At 69.8% G+C, this 16446-nt stretch carries 17 protein-coding genes, 1 tRNA gene and 1 pseudogene; 5 read left to right on the forward strand and 14 right to left on the reverse strand.

The window, feature by feature from the left end:
- Window positions 1–13: 13 nt before the first annotated feature.
- The 4 genes from rplK to AC5JOC_RS16405 all read right to left on the reverse strand — a co-directional run bounded on the left by rplK (window position 14) and on the right by AC5JOC_RS16405 (window position 2027).
- Window positions 14–445 (reverse strand): 50S ribosomal protein L11, encoded by a 432-nt coding sequence (gene rplK / locus AC5JOC_RS16390; protein WP_056014074.1) that lies wholly within the window; start codon window positions 443–445, stop codon window positions 14–16.
- A gap of 93 nt (window positions 446–538) precedes the next feature.
- Window positions 539–1501, reverse strand: coding sequence for a transcription termination/antitermination protein NusG (gene nusG, locus AC5JOC_RS16395; protein ID WP_079706703.1), 963 nt, complete (start codon window positions 1499–1501; stop codon window positions 539–541).
- Window positions 1502–1640: 139 nt separating this feature from the next.
- Window positions 1641–1913, reverse strand: a complete 273-nt coding sequence (gene secE / locus AC5JOC_RS16400) for a preprotein translocase subunit SecE (RefSeq protein ID WP_079706702.1) — start codon at window positions 1911–1913, stop codon at window positions 1641–1643.
- Window positions 1914–1954: 41 nt separating this feature from the next.
- Window positions 1955–2027 (reverse strand) — tRNA-Trp (locus AC5JOC_RS16405).
- 353 nt (window positions 2028–2380) lie between these two features.
- Between AC5JOC_RS16405 and AC5JOC_RS16410 the strand changes: the two genes are divergently transcribed.
- The gene (locus AC5JOC_RS16410) at window positions 2381–2854 is read left to right on the forward strand and encodes a DUF805 domain-containing protein (protein WP_494246830.1); all 474 of its coding nucleotides are present in this window, start codon (window positions 2381–2383) and stop codon (window positions 2852–2854) included.
- Here AC5JOC_RS16410 and AC5JOC_RS16415 read toward each other — a convergent pair.
- A complete protein-coding gene (locus AC5JOC_RS16415; protein WP_079706698.1) occupies window positions 2829–4097 on the reverse strand; it encodes a low temperature requirement protein A in 1269 nt (422 codons plus the stop codon). The two genes, AC5JOC_RS16410 and AC5JOC_RS16415, sit on opposite strands and share 26 nt — an antisense overlap.
- Before the next feature lie 238 nt (window positions 4098–4335).
- Here AC5JOC_RS16415 and AC5JOC_RS16420 point away from each other — a divergent pair, with 238 nt between their 5' ends.
- Window positions 4336–5409 carry an alkene reductase gene (locus tag AC5JOC_RS16420; protein ID WP_137243904.1) on the forward strand — a complete coding sequence of 358 codons (1074 nt, stop codon included), beginning with the start codon at window positions 4336–4338 and terminating at the stop codon, window positions 5407–5409.
- A 60-nt stretch (window positions 5410–5469) separates the two neighbouring features.
- On the opposite strand, the pseudogene AC5JOC_RS16425 reads toward AC5JOC_RS16420, so the two are convergent.
- Window positions 5470–6964 (reverse strand): annotated as a pseudogene (locus AC5JOC_RS16425) (helix-turn-helix domain-containing protein).
- A 151-nt stretch (window positions 6965–7115) separates the two neighbouring features.
- Here AC5JOC_RS16425 and aceA point away from each other — a divergent pair.
- The 3 genes from aceA to AC5JOC_RS16440 all read left to right on the forward strand — a co-directional run bounded on the left by aceA (window position 7116) and on the right by AC5JOC_RS16440 (window position 11545).
- Window positions 7116–8462, forward strand: coding sequence for an isocitrate lyase (gene aceA, locus AC5JOC_RS16430; protein ID WP_274500381.1), 1347 nt, complete (start codon window positions 7116–7118; stop codon window positions 8460–8462).
- 85 nt (window positions 8463–8547) lie between these two features.
- Window positions 8548–10212: a malate synthase A gene (aceB, locus tag AC5JOC_RS16435; protein WP_494246831.1), complete on the forward strand. Its 1665-nt coding sequence runs from the start codon at window positions 8548–8550 to the stop codon at window positions 10210–10212.
- A gap of 121 nt (window positions 10213–10333) precedes the next feature.
- Complete coding sequence (locus tag AC5JOC_RS16440) at window positions 10334–11545, forward strand: pyridoxal phosphate-dependent aminotransferase (RefSeq protein WP_138945169.1); 1212 nt, start codon at window positions 10334–10336, stop codon at window positions 11543–11545.
- A gap of 48 nt (window positions 11546–11593) precedes the next feature.
- Here the strand turns inward: AC5JOC_RS16440 and AC5JOC_RS16445 are convergent, their stop codons facing one another.
- From AC5JOC_RS16445 to AC5JOC_RS16480, 8 genes are all read right to left on the reverse strand, one after another.
- Window positions 11594–12730 (reverse strand): UDP-N-acetylmuramate dehydrogenase, encoded by a 1137-nt coding sequence (locus tag AC5JOC_RS16445; RefSeq protein WP_463530003.1) that lies wholly within the window; start codon window positions 12728–12730, stop codon window positions 11594–11596.
- A gap of 11 nt (window positions 12731–12741) precedes the next feature.
- A complete protein-coding gene (locus AC5JOC_RS16450; RefSeq protein ID WP_244175598.1) occupies window positions 12742–13173 on the reverse strand; it encodes a MaoC family dehydratase in 432 nt (143 codons plus the stop codon).
- Entirely contained in the window at window positions 13170–13619 is a 450-nt protein-coding gene (locus AC5JOC_RS16455; RefSeq protein ID WP_079706694.1) for a MaoC family dehydratase N-terminal domain-containing protein, read from the reverse strand. The genes AC5JOC_RS16450 and AC5JOC_RS16455 overlap by 4 nt, the downstream gene beginning before the upstream one ends.
- Window positions 13620–13682: 63 nt before the next feature.
- Window positions 13683–14480 (reverse strand): sulfite exporter TauE/SafE family protein, encoded by a 798-nt coding sequence (locus AC5JOC_RS16460; RefSeq protein ID WP_086474909.1) that lies wholly within the window; start codon window positions 14478–14480, stop codon window positions 13683–13685.
- Window positions 14477–15067 carry a histidine phosphatase family protein gene (locus AC5JOC_RS16465; RefSeq protein WP_138945172.1) on the reverse strand — a complete coding sequence of 197 codons (591 nt, stop codon included), beginning with the start codon at window positions 15065–15067 and terminating at the stop codon, window positions 14477–14479. The genes AC5JOC_RS16460 and AC5JOC_RS16465 overlap by 4 nt, the downstream gene beginning before the upstream one ends.
- A gap of 58 nt (window positions 15068–15125) precedes the next feature.
- Window positions 15126–15431, reverse strand: coding sequence for a DUF3253 domain-containing protein (locus tag AC5JOC_RS16470; RefSeq protein ID WP_192019050.1), 306 nt, complete (start codon window positions 15429–15431; stop codon window positions 15126–15128).
- Between the two features lie 21 nt (window positions 15432–15452).
- On the reverse strand, window positions 15453–15899 hold the full coding sequence (locus tag AC5JOC_RS16475) for an ImmA/IrrE family metallo-endopeptidase (RefSeq protein ID WP_192005892.1): 447 nt from the start codon (window positions 15897–15899) through the stop codon (window positions 15453–15455).
- The gene (locus AC5JOC_RS16480; protein WP_085512825.1) at window positions 15844–16287 is read right to left on the reverse strand and encodes a helix-turn-helix domain-containing protein; all 444 of its coding nucleotides are present in this window, start codon (window positions 16285–16287) and stop codon (window positions 15844–15846) included. The genes AC5JOC_RS16475 and AC5JOC_RS16480 overlap by 56 nt, the downstream gene beginning before the upstream one ends.
- Window positions 16288–16446 lie beyond the last annotated feature (159 nt).

The following is a 16446-nucleotide window of genomic DNA, read 5'->3' on the forward strand; positions in this document are numbered from 1 at the left end:
CGGGTCGGAAGGACTAGCCCTCGACCGTGATGCCCATGGAGCGGGCGGTGCCGGCGATGATCTTCGCGGCTGCGTCGATGTCGTTCGAGTTCAGGTCGGGAGCCTTCTGCTCGGCGATCTGACGGACCTGCTCCTTGGTGAGCTTCGCGACCTTGACGGTGTGCGGGGTACCGGAGCCCTTGGCGACGCCGGCGGCCTTCTTGATGAGCTCCGCTGCGGGCGGGGTCTTCAGGATGAAGGTGAACGAACGGTCCTCGTAGACGGTGATCTCGACGGGGATGACGTTGCCGCGCTGCGACTCGGTGGCCGCGTTGTACGCCTTGCAGAACTCCATGATGTTGACGCCGTGCTGACCAAGGGCGGGGCCGATGGGGGGAGCAGGGTTTGCGGCGCCGGCCTGGATCTGCAGCTTGATGAGACCCGTGACCTTCTTCTTCGGTGCCATGTTTCTTCCTTCTTCTGGGGTTCGAACGCCATCGGATGATGTGCGCTCTCCCGCGCGCCCGTCGGGCGGCGGTGGACTGTGGAGCCGTGTGGCTTAGAGCTTGGTGACCTGGTCGAAGCTGAGCTCGACCGGCGTCTCGCGCTCGAAGAGGGAGACGAGCACCGTGAGCTTGCCGCTCTCGGGCTTGATCTCGCTGATGGAGCCGGGGAGGCCCGCGAACGAGCCTTCCTTGATCGTGATGGTCTCGCCGATCTCGAAGTCGACCTCGGCGGGGATGACACGCTGCTGCGTGGCGCTGCCCTTGGTGCCGGAGCCCTTGACGGGCGCGGTCTCCTTGACCTCGACGAGCGACTTCAACATGTTGAAGGACTCTTCGAAGCGGAGCGGCGTGGGGTTGTGCGCGTTGCCGACGAAGCCGGTGACGCCAGGCGTGTGGCGGACGACCGACCAGCTGTCCTCGTTGAGGTCCATGCGGACGAGCACGTAGCCGGGGATGCGGACGCGGGTGACCATCTTGCGCTGGCCGTTCTTGATCTCGACCACGTCTTCCATGGGGACCTCGACCTGGTAGATGTAGTCCGCGACCTCGAGCGTCGACTTGCGCTGCTCGATGTTGGCCTTCACCTTGCGCTCGAAACCGGCGTAGGAGTGGATGACGTACCACTTGCCGGGCAGGAAGCGGAGTTCCTTGCGGAACGCGTCGTAGGGGTCTTCCTCGGACTCCTCGGCGGGCTCGGCGTCGGCGTCGGTGGGGTCTGCCTCTTCTTCGGCGATGGCCTCTGCTGCGGCTTCGACCTCGGCTGCCTCGTCGAGCTCGAGGGCGTCGTCGACGACGGCGTCGGCCTCGGGGTCGACGGCCTCGGCCATCGCGTCGAGCACGGCGTCGAGGTCGACCTCGGTGTCGCCGGTCTCCTCGACGTGGACGGCGTTGTGCTCAGCGGGGTCGACGGAGTGCTCGTCGGCCGAGAGCACGTTGCCCTCCTGGGCCTCGTCGTCCTCCGAGGACTGCTCGGCAGCGGTTGCCCAGTCGACGTCGTTCGAGTTTCGCTCAGACACTGATTTCCATTCCGTTTCTGTTGTGCGGATCGTGGGTGATCCCCGACCGCGGCGCCAGATCCTGGCGCGTGACGACTGCGTCGCCGTCTGTGATTGTGGAACCCGGGTGCCGGACCGGAGCACCGGAACCTGAGCGGAACTAGCTCGCGGTACCGAACACCAGCGTGACGACCCAGGCGAAGACGAAGTCGATGCCGTAGACGAGCGCCATCATGATGCAGACGAAGACGAGCACCACAGCCGTGTAGCTGAGGAGTTCCTTCCGCGTCGGCGTGACGACCTTCTTGAGTTCCGCGAAGACCTGCTTCAGGAACAGGACGATGCCCGAGAAGAAGCCGCGCCGTTCGGCACGGTCCGCCTTCGCCTTGACGACGACGTCCTCGCCGGGCGTGTCGGTACTCTTCGGGGCCACTCGTTACACCTTTCGTGTGCCGGTGCATACGCACCGACTCGCAGGGCGGACAGGACTTGAACCTGCAACCTGCGGTTTTGGAGACCGCTGCTCTACCAATTGAGCCACCGCCCTTCAGTGCTGACGCACCGGAGGGGTCGAAGCTACCCTGACCTCCTGAGCGTTGCCTCACCACACGGGTGAAAACAGGCGCAGAAAATCATGGCAGATTTCAACTACCTCCATCCAGTGTACGGCACGGTCGCCCGGCTGTAAAACCAGCGGCAGGCCTGCGCCGGCGCCGGCTCAGGCCCATCCTCGGCCTGCGCTCTCGGAGCGCGCTCGCGTAGGGTTGCTCGCTTCGAACGCACGACGACTCGACCCAGGGGGACCGATGAGCAGCGCACGACGAACACGCCGCCGACCGCCGACAGGCGGCGGAGACGAACCGTGAGGACGACCGACCGGATCCCGCCCCGCGTTCGCGGATGACAGCCCACTCCCGGGCGCCGGCCCGATGCCAGGCGTTCCTCCGCTTCTGGAAGCGGTATCCGATCTTCACCGGGCGGGCCAGCCGGAGCGAGTTCTGGTGGTGGGTGGTCGTCCACGCCGTCATCGTCACCGCGCTCCTGGTGATCGGACGCGGTGTCGACGTCGCGACCGGGGTGACGGCCGGTTTCTGGGAGGGTCAGGTCACCGAAGGACCCGCATGGGGTGTCCAGAGCGTCCTGTCCGGGATCTGGGGCCTCGCGACGATCATCCCGGGGCTGTCGCTGAACGCCCGTCGCATGCACGACACGGACCACAGCGGCTGGTGGCAGCTCATCAACCTGGTCCCGATCTTCGGCTGGTTCTTCTTCATCTGGCTCGCGGCGCAGCCGAGCGACCGGGGCGGTGCCCGCTACGACACGGGGCCGCACCGCGAGGGCGCCCAGATCAAGCCTGGCGACGCTCCGCAGTGACCCGCCGGTCCGGGAGGACCGTGTCGGCGATCGCGGCGAGGACGAGCACCAGCGTGCAGAGACACCCGAGGACGAGTTCCCCGAGCTGCGGCACGAGGAACGCGGCGACCGCGCAGCCAGCGAGCATCGCGAGGCCGATGACCGGCGCGAGTGGAACGGCGCGGTCGACGACGAACCGGAACAGCGACAGCCCGAGGAGGTAGAGGACCGGGCCGCCGAGGATCACGACGCCCCCGGCGAGTTCGACGGCGTCGGCCGGTCGGTCGAGGATCTCCTTGTCCCCCACCGAGACGAGCACGATCCCGGCGACGATCACGACGTGGGCGTAGCTGTATCCGTCGCGCGCGATGCGTCCGAGACGTCCCGGCCCCCGTCGACCGGGACGACCCTCGTCACCGTCGGCGCGGTCGGCCTCCTCCTCGGCGGCCTCGACCGCTCGGCGTCCCGCCGCCTCCGTGCGGTGGAAGTACAACCACCACAGCGCGACCGCGGAGACGAAGGCACTCAGCATCCCGACGACGGCGGCGACCGACGTCTCGAGCTCGACGAACGCGAACCCGGTGACGAGCAGCGACTCGCCGATCGCGATGATGATGAAGAGCGACGCCCGCTCCGAGAGGTGCGCACCGGAGAGCTCCCAGCTCTCGACCTCCGAGGTCCGCACACCCGGCAGCCGGAATCCGAGGGCCCCGCCGCCGTACTCGATGGCGACGGCGCAGATCCAGAACGCCAGTTGCCAGTCGGCCGGCACCAGCGCGCCGGCGATCCAGAAGACCGCGGCGAACGCGGTCCAGACGAGGACGCGTGCGAAGCTCAGGGCCACGTCGCGGTCGTGCCGCCAGGTCGCCACGACCATGAACAGCGTCCGGATGAGCTGGAGCACGACGTAGGCGACGGCGAACGCCAGCGCGCGGTCGGTGAACGACGCCGACACCGACACCGCCGCGACGAACGCCAACAGGCCGAAGCCGATGAGCGCGAGTCGCACCGCGAGCCGTTCCGGGTCGAGCCAGTTCGTCACCCAGCTCGTGGACACCCAGGACCACCAGAGCGCCAGGATGAGGACGATCGACTCGAGCGCGGCGGTGACGCTCTGGTCGTCGGCGATGAGCTTGCTCAGCTGGGTGAGCGCGAAGACGAAGACGAGGTCGAAGAACAACTCGACGAAGGTGACGCGCTCGGCGCGTTCACCGGACTCCGGACGACGGAGATCGGAGACGAGGCCGAATCTGGGGGCGGGCATCTTCGTATCCTGGCAGGGTTCCCGGTGCCGACGCCTCCCCCTCGGATTCGTCGACACCGGGTCGTGCTCGTCGCGAGCTGCGGGGACAGAGCCCGACGACCACACCGTGAGCCTAGCAAGAAGTATTCCAGATGCACAAGGTCCAGAAGCATCATCGGAATATCGACGGCCGCAGCCGGGTTGCGTCCGGAGGCCGCGTCCTCCGCGAGCCGCATCCCCCACGAAAGGCATCACCCGTATGGATCTCTTCGCGCCCGTCCGACTCGGCGACCTCGAACTCGCCAACCGCGTCGTCATGGCCCCGCTCACCCGCATGCGGTCCGGAGCCGACGGCGTCCCCGGCGACCTCGTCGCCGAGCACTACAGCCAGCGCGCAGGACTCGGGCTCATCATCACGGAGGGCACCTACCCGAGCGCCGAGTCGCGCTCCTACCCGGGCCAGCCCGGCATCGTCACCCCCGAGCAGGTCGAGGGTTGGCGTGGCGTCGCGAAGGCCGTGCACGGAGCGGGCGGGCTCATCGTCATGCAGCTCATGAACGGCGGCCGCGTCTCGCACACCGACATCACGGGCACCGACCGCATCGTCGCGCCGAGCGCGATCGCCATCGCCGGCGAGGTCCGGACGCCGGCGGGCGCCCAGCCGTACCCCGTCCCGCACGCGCTGAGCACCGAGGAGCTCGACACGGTCCGCGAGGAGTTCGTCCAGGCCGCCCGCAACGCGATCGAGGCAGGCCTCGACGGCGTCGAACTCCACGCCGCGAACGGCTACCTGCTGCACCAGTTCCTCTCCCCCGTCTCCAACGTGCGCGACGACCGCGCCGGAGGCAGCCCGGAGGCCCGCGCGTCGTACGTCGCCGAGGTCGTCAGCGCCGTCGCCGAGGCGGTCGGTGCAGCGCGCGTCGGCATCCGCATCTCCCCGATGAACGGCGCCGGTGACACGGCGGAGACCGACGAGGCCGACGTCCGCGCGACCTACGAGGCACTGCTCGACGCCCTGGCACCGCTCGGCCTCGCCTACGTCAGCATCCTCCACGAGGACCCGGCCGGCGCGCTCGTCCAGGACCTGCGCGGTCACTTCGGCGGCAAGCTCATCGTCAACAGCGGCTTCGGCACCGTCACGACGCGCGACGAGGCGATCGCCCTCGTCGAGCACGCGCACGCCGACGCCGTCGCCGTCGGGCGTCTCGCCATCGCGAACCCCGACCTCGTCGAGCGTTGGGCGGGCGAGCACGAGGAGAACACCCCGAACCCGGCCACCTTCTACGGCCCGGGCGCCGAGGGCTACACGGACTACCCGCGCCTCGCGAGCTGATCACGCTGAGGTGAGGCACCTCGTCGCTCGACACCACGTCGGGCGACGAGGTGCCTCACCTCAGTCCGCCCGTGGCGCGTGCGACTCGAGGAACTCGTACACCTCGACGGAGTCGACCCCCGGGAAGGATCCGGTCGGCAGCGCGGCCAGCAGACTCGTCGGCGTCCGCGCCGCCGGCCAGGCCTTCCCCTCCCACCGTTCGGCGAGCGCCGGCGACGCCCGACGACAGCATCGCTCGTCGGGGCAGTTCGAGGTCGACCGATGCGGCGTCTCGCGTCCGCGGAACCACTTCACGTGCGCGAACGGGACGCCGACGCTGACCGAGTACTCGCCCTCCTTGGCCTTCTCGATCCGCGAGGTGCACCAGAAGGTGCCGGTGTCCATGTCGGTGTACTGATACCAGGGGCTGAAGCGGTCCTCGACGTCGAAGACGGTCCTGGCCGTCCAGTTGCGGCAGACGAGCGAGCCCTCCACTGCTCCGAGGACGTCGGACGGGAACGTCACCCCGTCGTTCTCGTACGCCTTGATGATCGTCCCCGACTCGTGCACCTTCATGAAGTGCACCGGGAGCCCGAGGTGCCTCGTCGCGAGGTTGGTGAAGCGGTGCGCGGCGGTCTCGTACGACACCGCGAACGCGTCGCGCAGGTCCTCCATCGAGATGCGCCGGAGCTGTTTCGCCTCACCGAGGACGCGCACGGCGTCGCGCTCGGGCAGCAGGATGGCCGCCGTCAGGTAGTTGGTCTCGACGCGCTGCCGCAGAAAGTCCGCGTAGTTTCCCGGCTCCTCGTGTCCGCACAGGTGACTGGCGAACGCCTGGAGGATGGGGGAACGCGAATCACGGGACATCGAGGGTTCGGTCGGCAGGTAGATCCGACCGTTGCGCCGGTCGGTGACCGAGCGCGTCGAGTGCGGCAGGTCGCCGACGTAGTGGAGCGAGAACCCGAGGTGCTGTGCCATCTCCGCGACCGTCTGGTGCGAGACCGGCCCTCCGGTGTAGCCGACGGCGTCGAGCAGTCCTTTCGCGACGGCCTCGAGCTCGGGGAAGTGGTTGTCGGCCGCGCGCATGTCCGCCCGGAGGACCGCGTTGGCCCGGCGCGCCTCCTCGGGTGTCGCCGCTCGCTCCCGATGCAGGCGGGCGACCTCGTCGTGCAGCGCCAGCACGGTGCGCAGCGTCTCGTCCGCTGTCCCTTTCGAGACGCGGATGGGCGCGATCCCGAGGGCGGAGAAGACGGGCCCCCGCTGGGCACGCTCGACGGCGATCTCGAGCGCGGCCCGGTCGCTCGGCGGTTCGTCACGGAGGAGGTCGTCGACGGTGGTGCCGAGGGCCGCGGCGATGACGCGGAGCATCGACGAGGCTCGGCTCCCGATGCCCGTTCTCGATCGCCGACGCCTGCGACGGTGCGCGGTCGATCGCCTGCGCGAGGTCGTCGAGGGTGAGGCCCGCACGGGACCGGGCATCGCGGATCCGGCGACCGAGGACGAGGGCGTCCGCGTGCGGAGCAGGTCCGTCACCAGGGGTGGCGGAGGCGGGTGGAGCAGCGGCGGTGCTGGTCATGGTGATCATGCTCACACGCGCCGGTTGTTCCGGCAAACAGAAGGTCGGCCGTTCTTCTGTCCACGGATGACGTCCGTCGGGGTTGCGGCGAGCGCAGGATCGTTCCCACAGCACGACCCGCCCCACCGACCTCGACACCACAGGAGTCATCGTGAGCAACGAAGCCACCCGACCGACCGACCACCGCACGCCCCTCCGCGCCGGCGACCAGACGCAGACGGCCGAGGAACTGCAGCGCGAGTGGGACACCGACCCGCGCTGGGACGGGGTCCGCCGCGACTACACCGCTGAGGACGTCGTCCGCCTGCGCGGCGGTGTCCGGGAGGAGCCGACGCTCGCCCGCCGAGGGGCGGAGCGCCTGTGGAACCTCCTCCACACCGAGGAGTGGGTGCCTGCCCTCGGCGCGCTGACCGGCAACCAGGCCGTGCAGCAGGTCCGGGCTGGCCTGCAGGCGATCTACCTCTCCGGCTGGCAGGTCGCCGCCGACGCGAACCTCTCCGGGCAGACCTACCCCGATCAGAGCCTCTACCCGGCGAACTCGGTTCCGGCGGTCGTCCGGCGGATCAACAACGCGCTGCTCCGGGCCGAGCAGATCGACTTCGCCGAGCGAGCCGTCGGGGAGACGCCGGGACCCGAGGCGATCGACTGGCTCGCGCCGATCGTCGCCGACGCCGAAGCCGGCTTCGGTGGACCGCTCAACGCCTACGAACTCATGGCCGGCATGATCCAGGCCGGCGCCGCGGGCGTCCACTGGGAGGACCAGCTCGCGGCTGAGAAGAAGTGCGGCCACATGGGCGGCAAGGTGCTGGTGCCGACGGGCCAGCACATCCGGACCCTCAATGCGGCCCGGCTGGCGGCGGACGTCGCCGGTGTCCCGACCATCGTCATCGCCCGCACCGATGCGCTGGCCGCCACGCTCCTCACGAGCGACATCGACGAGCGCGATCTGCCGTTCCTGAACGGGAACCGGACCCCGGAGGGCTTCTACGAGGTGGAGAACGGCATCGGTCCGGTGCTCGCGCGCGGCCTCGCCTACGCGGAGTACGCCGACCTGCTCTGGGTCGAGTCCGCGGAACCCGACCTCGACCTCGCCCGGCGGTTCGCCGAGGCCGTCCACGAGCGGTTCCCGGGCAAGCTGCTCGCCTACAACTGCTCGCCGTCGTTCAACTGGAAGTCGCACCTCGACGATGCGCAGATCGCGTCCTTCCAGCGCGAGCTCGCCGCCATGGGATACGCGTTCCAGTTCATCACCCTCGCCGGCTTCCACGCGCTGAACCACTCGATGTTCACCCTGGCGAGCGACTACCGGGAGCGGGCGATGAGCGCCTACGTCGACCTCCAGGAAGCCGAGTTCGCCGCAGAGGCCAGCGGCTACACCGCCACCAAGCACCAGCGGGAAGTCGGTACCGGCTACTTCGACCTGGTCGCGACCGCCCTCAACCCCGGCAGCGCCACCCTCGCCCTCGCCGGATCGACCGAGGAACAACAGTTCCACTGATCCACACCAGCCCCGCCCTTCGACAAGCTCAGGGACCGCTCGAAGGACCCATCCGACGCACGACCATCCGAAACGGAGTCACCCCATGAACACCCTGCTCGCTTCCCCGTCCACACCCACCACCGGGCCGGTGCCCACGCAGCGCACCGGCCCCGCCATCGAGGTCGTCGGTCGTCTCGGTGACCGGTACGAGGAGATCCTCACCCCGGACGCCCTCGCCTTCCTCGCGGACCTGCACCAGCGGTTCGCGGGTGCGCGGCACGACCGCCTCGCCGAGCGCATGCGCCGACGCTTCGAGATCGGGAACGGCCGCGACCCGCGGTTCCGCGACGACACCGCGGCGATCCGGGAGGACCGCTCCTGGCGGGTCGCCGGCGCCGGGCCCGGTCTCGAGGACCGCCGGGTCGAGATCACCGGCCCCACCGATCCGAAGATGACGATCAACGCCCTCAACTCCGGCGCGAACGTCTGGCTCGCCGACCAGGAGGACGCGACGAGCCCGACGTGGGCCAACGTCATCGGTGGTCAGCTCTCGCTGCGTGACGCCGTCCGCGGCGAGCTGACGTTCACGAACGAGGCGGGGAAGGTGTACCGCGTCACCGCGACGGAGACGCCGACGATCGTCATGCGCCCGCGCGGCTGGCACCTCGTGGAGAAGCACCTGCGGTTCATCGACCGCTCCGGGGCGGCGATGGCGGCCTCCGGGAGCCTCGTCGACTACGGCCTCTACGTCTTCCACAACGCCCGACCGCTCATCGACGCCGGCCGCGGGCCCTACTTCTACCTCCCGAAGTTGGAGTCGAGCGAGGAGGCGCAGCTCTGGGACGACGTCTTCACGTTCACCGAGGAACGCCTGGGTCTCGACCACGGCACGATCCGCGCCACCGTGCTCATCGAGACGCTCCCGGCGGCGTTCGAGATGGACGAGATCCTGTACGCGCTCCGCGACCACTGCGCCGGCCTCAACGCCGGTCGGTGGGACTACATCTTCTCGATCATCAAGAACTACCGGGGGCGCGGTGCCCGGTTCGTCCTGCCCGACCGCAGCGAGGTGACGATGACGGTGCCGTTCATGCGCGCCTACACCGAGCTCCTCGTGCAGACGTGCCACCGCCGCGGTGCGCACGCGATCGGCGGGATGTCCGCGTTCATCCCGAACCGGCGCGATCCGGAGGCGACGGCGCGCGCGATCGAGAAGGTCTCAGCCGACAAGCGCCGCGAGGCGGGCGACGGCTTCGACGGGACCTGGGTGGCGCACCCGGACCTCATCGAGACCGCCAGGGCCGAGTTCGACGCGGTCCTCGGTGATCGTCCGAACCAGCTCGACCGCCTGCGGGAGGACGTGTCGGTGACACCGTCGCAGCTCCTCGACGTCCGCATCGGTCGCGCGGTCACGGACGCCGGTCTCCGCGACAACGTGTCGATCGCCGTCCGCTACCTCGACTCCTGGCTCCGCGGGATCGGCGCCGCGGCCATCGACGGACTGATGGAGGACGCGGCCACGGCGGAGATCAGTCGATCGCAGGTCTGGCAGTGGATCCACCAGGACGTCGCGACCGACGACGGCCGTCCGATCACCCGTGAGCGGGTCGAGGACCTCCTCGACGAGCTCCTCGCCTCGCTGCCCCGCACCGCGGACGACCGCTTCGACGACGCCGCCGAGCTGTTCCGCGAGGTCGCGCTCAGGGACGAGTTCCCGACCTTCCTCACCGTCCCGGCGTACACGCGGTACCTCGTCGACCCCGCATGAGGACCGAGGTGAGGCACGTCGTCGTTCCCCGGTGGACCGGGCGACGAGGTGCCTCACCTCGCTGCACGCGAGGTCGGACACACACTGTCCTCTCGATGCCGGGTTCGGTACGCTCGGACTCGTGCCTGAATCGACTCCCACGCCCCGCCTGTCCACGAAGATCTCAGCGATCGCCGAGTCCGCCACGCTGAAGGTGGACGCGAAGGCGAAGGCGCTGCAGGCGCAAGGCCGACCCGTGATCTCCTACGCGGCGGGCGAGCCGGACTTCCCGACGCCCGAGCACATCGTCGAAGCGGCGCTCGTCGCCGCCCGCGACCCGAAGGCGCACCGGTACACCCCAGCGGCCGGCCTGCCGGACCTCCGCGCCGCCATCGCGGAGAAGACGCTCCGCGACTCCGGTCTCGAGGTCGACCCGAGCCGGGTCATCGTCACCAACGGCGGCAAGCAGTCGGTGTACGAGGCGTTCCAGGTCCTCCTGAACCCGGGCGACGAGGTCATCGTGCCGACGCCCTTCTGGACCACCTACCCCGAGGCCATCGCGCTCGCCGACGGTGTCGCGGTCGACGTCTTCGCCGACGCCTCGCAGAACTACCAGGTCACCGTCGAGCAGCTCGAGGCGGCGCGCACCCCGCGCACCAAGGTCCTCCTGTTCGTCTCCCCCTCGAACCCGACCGGGTCCGTCTACTCCCCCGAGCAGACGAAGGCGATCGGCGAGTGGGCGCTCGAGCACGGCATCTGGGTCATCACCGACGAGATCTACCAGAACCTCACCTACGACGGCGTCCGCGCGACGTCGATCGTCGAAGCGGTGCCCGAGCTCGCCGAGCAGACGCTCCTCGTCAACGGCGTGGCCAAGACGTACGCGATGACGGGCTGGCGCGTGGGGTGGACCGTCGGCCCGGCGGACGCGATCAAGGCGCTCGGCAACCTCCAGTCGCACCTCTCCGGCAACGTGAACAACATCGCGCAGCGCGCGGCGATCGCGGCCCTCACCGGTCCGCAGGATGCCGCTGAGGCGATGCGTGAGGCGTTCGACCGCCGCCGCAAGCTCATCGTCGGTGAGCTCAACAAGATCGACGGCTTCGAGACGCCGACCCCGCAGGGCGCCTTCTACGTCTACCCCGACGTCACGGCGCTGCTCGGCCGGACGTTCGGCGGGGTGACGCCCACGACGTCGCTCGAACTCGCCGACCTCATGCTCGACCAGGCCGAGGTCGCGGCAGTGCCCGGCGAGGCGTTCGGGCCGTCCGGCTACCTGCGCTTCAGCTACGCGCTCGGCGACGACCAGCTCCTCGAGGGCGTCCAGCGCCTCCAGCGCCTGTTCGCATCCTGACCCGAGGTCCGCTCGCTCGTCCCCGGGCGAGCGGACCTCGCATCAGCGTCAGATCGTGACGCCGACCACGACGGGCTCGGGCTGCAGGAGGACGCCGAATTCGGCGTGGACGCGCGCCTGCACGAATCGCGCGAGCTCGGCGATCTCGGTGGCGGTCGCCCCGCCACGGTTCGTCAGGGCGAGCGTGTGCTTCGTGGAGACCGCAGCGTGCGATCCGGGGAGTGCGAACCCGCGACGGACGCCGGCCCGCTCGATCAGCCAGGCGGCCGAGAGCTTCGCGAGGCGCTCGGTCGGGGCCGGACGGGGCGGGTTGACGACCTCGCCGAGCGGGAAGACGTACTCGGTGTCGTCGTCGGCCGGCGGGTCGACGGGCCACCAGGGAGCATCGCCGGGGAGCGAGCGGGCGACGTGCTCCGACACGATCGGGTTCGTGAAGAACGACCCGGCGCTGGCGGTGTCGGGGTCGTCGGGATCGAGCACCATACCCTTCGACGTCCGGAGCGCGAGCACCGTCGTGCGCACCTGGGCCAGGCGGACCTGCTCGCCGACCTCCACGCCGAGCGCGAAGGCGAGCTGCTGATAGGCGATCGGTGCGGCCAGGCCGTCGGCGCCGACGTCGTCGAGGTCGATGATGATCGCCACGACCACGCCGGAGCGCTCGGGCTCTCCGCCACCGTGGCGCTTCAAGACCGACGTCCGGTACCCGAGACCGAGCTCCGTGGCGGGAACGCGCTCGACGGTCTGCGACTCCTCGTCGAGCAGGTCGACGGCGACGAGCGACGACACGATCTCCTGCCCGTAGGCGCCGATGTTCTGGACGGGGGCCGCCCCGCAGGATCCCGGGATGCCGGAGAGCGCCTCGATGCCCGCCCAGCCGTGCTCCACGGTGAAGGCGACGAGCGCGTCCCAGTCCTCACCGGCCTGCACCCGCAGGCGGACACGGCCGGACGGCGCGTCGAGGCGTTCGATGCCGCGGTTGGCCGCCCGGATGACGGTCGCGTCGACGGGCTCGTCGCCGATCAGCAGGTTCGACCCGCCGCCGAGCAACAGCCACGGCTGGTCGGTGTTCCAGACGTCGAGCACGGCCTCGATCAGCGCTGCCTCGCTCGTGCACTCCGCGAAGGCTGCGGCGGGCCCGCCCACCCCGAGGGTGGTGAGCTCGCTCAGACGGATGGCGTCGTTCATGGTCCTCCGGGTCAGGCGAAGCTGACGACGAGCTGCGCCTTGCCGAGCACCGTCTGCTCGGCGTAGGTGACGGTGAGGTCGACGCGCGCGGTGCGGGCTTCCTCGTCGATCTTGCCGACCTTGGCGACGATCTGGAGGTCGGCGCCGGTCTCGGGGTCGACGACGACCGGTCGGGTGAACCGCACCTGGTACTCGAGCACCCGACCGGGGTCGCCGATCCAGTCGACCACCGGCTGGGCCGCGATCCCCATCGTCAGCATGCCGTGGGCGAGCACGCCCGGCAGCCCGACGGAGGCCGCGACATCGTCGCGGTAGTGGATGGGGTTGAAGTCTCCGGAGGCGCCGGCGTACCGCACGAGGGCGTCGCGCGTCAGGTGGACGGTCCGCTCCGCGACGACGTCGCCGACAGCCGGCATGGTCGGGGTCTGCTGCACGTCGCTCATCCTTCGTCTCCTCGCACCACGAGCGTCGAGGTCGCGGTGACCACGGGCTCGCCGGCGGCATCGGTCATGACCGAGTCGCACGTCACCATCGAGTGGCCACCCAGGGACTTCACCGCGGTGACGGTCAGCTGCGCGGTGAGCTCGTCGCCGGCGACGATCGGTCGGTGGTGCACGAAACGCTGGTCGCCGTGGACCACCCGGCTGAAGTCGATACCCGCGTCGGGTGCGGCGAGCAGTTGCTGGAGCGTGTGCTCCTGGACGACGACGGCGAAGGTGGGCGGCGCCACGACGTCGGCGTATCCTGCGGCGCGGGCCGCCTCCGGGTCGAGGTTGATCGGGTTCGTCGCGAAGACGGCCCGCGAGAACTCGCGGATCTTCTCGCGTCCGACCAGGTACGGGGCGACGGGCGGGAAGACCCGACCGGCGAGCTCTGGGTTCACTGACACGCCCTCCAGCCTACCCGCTGCCCTGGCTCGCCGACCGGGCACGGACGGACCGGCAGCGGCCTGTCAGGAGCGCTTGAGCGCCTGGAACACCATGCGGATGGCGATGACCACGAGGAACGCCGCGAAGAGCAGGTTGCCGACGAACGGCGGGACGACCGACGCGACGATGGCGCCGAGGGCGGTGGTCGTGCAGGCGGCGACACCGATGATCGCTGCGGCCGTCAGGTCGACGTTGCCTCGCCGGACGTTGCCGATGGTGCCGGAGATCGCGGTCGGCACCATCATGAGCAGCGAGGTGCCCTTGGCGATGAGGTCGCTCGCGCCGAACAGCAGGATGAGCATCGGCACGACGACGACCCCGCCGCCGATGCCGAGCAGCCCCGACAGGACACCGGTCAGGAAGCCGAGCACGATGAGGCCGATGATCGAGCCGACGTGCAGATCGATCTCGGCCGTGCGGGACGGGACGATGAGGAACAGCGAGACCACCACGACGAGCAGGAAGCCGATGAAGCCCCACTGGAGCGCCTTCTTGGGGAGCTTGGAGAGGAGGTAGCTGCCGAGTTGTGCCCCGCCGATCGCACCGATCGCCAGGAGGATCGCCGCCACCCAGTCGACGGTCCCGTTCACCGCGTAGGACACGACGCCGACGAGCGAGGTCGGGACGATCGCGGCGAGTGAGGTCCCCGCGGCGAGCCGCTGGCCGAAGCCGAGCAGGAAGACGACGGCGGGGACGATGAGGATGCCGCCGCCGACCCCGAACAGCCCGGAGAGGAATCCGGCGGTCAGTCCGATGCCGATGAGCCAGGCGATGCCCGACGGGGAGCGGACCGGACGGCCGGTCGAGTCGCTCCCGCTCACTGCGCGCTGGAGCCGGACAGCGCCGTCTCGAGCGAGGGCGTCGTGCGAGCGGTACCGGCGTCCAGGAGCGACCAACCGGTGTCGGTCGCCTCGATGACCGACACGGAGCAGTTCTCCAGCGGCGGGACCGTCGTACCGGAGAGGTGGCTGAGCGTGAGGCGGATGAGCGTGCCGTGGCTCACGACGAGGACGTTCTGCCCGGGGAAGTCGCGTGCGATGGCGTCGATGCCGCGGAGTCCGCGTTCGATGACCGACTCCTCGGTCTCGAGGTTCGGGTACTGGTGGTCTGGCCAGTTCTCGAGGACCATCTGCGCCGTCGCGCCCTCGGCGTCGCCGTAGTGGCGCTCGACGACGTCGGGGTAGGTGGGGCCGAGTTCGAGTCCGAGCGCGTCCGCGATGATCTGCGCGGTCTCGCGTGCGCGCCCCAGTGGGGAGCTGACGACGACGTCCCAGGTGCCGGTGAGCCGAGGGGCGACCGTGGCCGCCTGCTCCCGCCCGGTGTCGTTCAGGGGGATGTCCGTCGTGCCCTGCAGCCGTCGTTCGAAGTTCCAGGCGGTCTGTCCGTGACGGATGAGGGCGATGGTCATGTCTCAAGCCTAACCGGCGTCGGACCGAGGTCTTCCGGCCTTCACCGCGACACGGGGCTCACTGCTCGTCGACGGCGTCCTTCGCCCATCGGATCCGGATGGGTCCGCGGACCGTCGCGCGGTCGACCGCCTCGTCGCCCTGCGTGATCCGCACCCGGCCTTCGTCGACCAAGCGCCAGGCGACCCGGCGGGTGTCGTCCATCAGCGCTCGCCAGTCGTCGCCACCGACCGCTCGTGCGACGTCGGACGGACAGATGGACGAGGTCGCGGCCCGCTTCCCCAGCAGGTCGAGCATCGTCGACTCCAGGAGGTCGTCGTCCACGGCTGCCGCAGGCGTCGGGTCCGGTGCGGCTTCGTCGGTCATGGTCCCAGTATGCGCGCGCCGCTACGCGAGGCCGGCGTGCCGGGACAGATCCGCATGCTGCGCGACGAACGCCCGGGCCAGGCGCTTCGTGACGCCGAGTTCGGCGACGAGATGCTCGAGGTCCGGTGCCCAACGCGCGATGGCCCGGAACTCGTCGAGGTCGATGAGGTTCGACGCGGCGAAGCGGTCGGCCTGCACCTCGTGCTTCGGTCGGTCGTCCTCGTGGCCGAGCACGCAGTGCGCGATGCCGTGGGCGAGGGCGTTCCGCCGGTGGACGGACCGGAGCGACTCCTGGATGACGATCGTGTGCGCGGACGGCAGCCAGCGCTCGTGGGACACCCGCAGGGGCCGGAAGATCACCGCGAGACCGAGCTCCTCCGCGTGCGCATACGGGTCGTAGGCGCGCCCACGCTCACGGGGCTTCCGGCTCGGGTTGCTCCAGTTCTCCATCGGTGATTGCCGCCCCACGTTCCCCCTCCAACTGCTCCGTCGTCCACGACGCAGCTTCCCTCTGCCGGCGTCTGCGATCCAGCTCGTCATTCGTAGCAGTGGTGTCCGACACCGGAGCCACACGCTCGTCGTCGCTCGCCTGCAGTTCGGCCTCGATCCGACTCATCCCCCCGACGGCTTGCAGGGCGTCGGCCAGGAGGCGCACCGGATCGGCGCCGGTCGCCGCGCAGAGCGTGACGAAGGTCGGGCCACTGATCTCGCTGCGACCGGCGAGGACACGTTGCAGCGTCGTCGGACTCATCCCCGTCGCCTCAGCCAGGGCGCGCTGATTCATGCGTCGCCGCTTGTAGGCGGCGACGAGTTCGTCCGCCAACGCCTGATTGACCATCGCCTCTGCTGCGTTCACGTTCCGATCGTAGCCAGAAACCCTGTCGCGAACGGCAGAAAACCTGCCTCATGCGCTCTATAGTGTCACCTCCGACCTGAATGATGCCAGATGAGACAACTTCTGGAAACCATCCGGGTCGTCCACCACCACCCACGACGCCTGAGGAGGCACCATGAC

The sequence above is a fragment of the Plantibacter sp. genome (genome assembly GCF_059073635.1).

Coding starts and splice junctions, on each gene's coding strand:
- rplK (WP_056014074.1), bottom strand. CDS start 445: ATGGCACCGAAGAAGAAGGTCACGGGTCTCATCAAGCTGCAGATCCAG.
- AC5JOC_RS16410 (WP_494246830.1), top strand. CDS start 2,381: ATGACAGCCCACTCCCGGGCGCCGGCCCGATGCCAGGCGTTCCTCCGC.
- AC5JOC_RS16415 (WP_079706698.1), bottom strand. CDS start 4,097: ATGCCCGCCCCCAGATTCGGCCTCGTCTCCGATCTCCGTCGTCCGGAG.
- AC5JOC_RS16420 (WP_137243904.1), top strand. CDS start 4,336: ATGGATCTCTTCGCGCCCGTCCGACTCGGCGACCTCGAACTCGCCAAC.
- aceB (WP_494246831.1), top strand. CDS start 8,548: ATGAACACCCTGCTCGCTTCCCCGTCCACACCCACCACCGGGCCGGTG.
- AC5JOC_RS16445 (WP_463530003.1), bottom strand. CDS start 12,730: ATGAACGACGCCATCCGTCTGAGCGAGCTCACCACCCTCGGGGTGGGC.
- AC5JOC_RS16450 (WP_244175598.1), bottom strand. CDS start 13,173: ATGAGCGACGTGCAGCAGACCCCGACCATGCCGGCTGTCGGCGACGTC.
- AC5JOC_RS16465 (WP_138945172.1), bottom strand. CDS start 15,067: ATGACCATCGCCCTCATCCGTCACGGACAGACCGCCTGGAACTTCGAA.
- AC5JOC_RS16470 (WP_192019050.1), bottom strand. CDS start 15,431: ATGACCGACGAAGCCGCACCGGACCCGACGCCTGCGGCAGCCGTGGAC.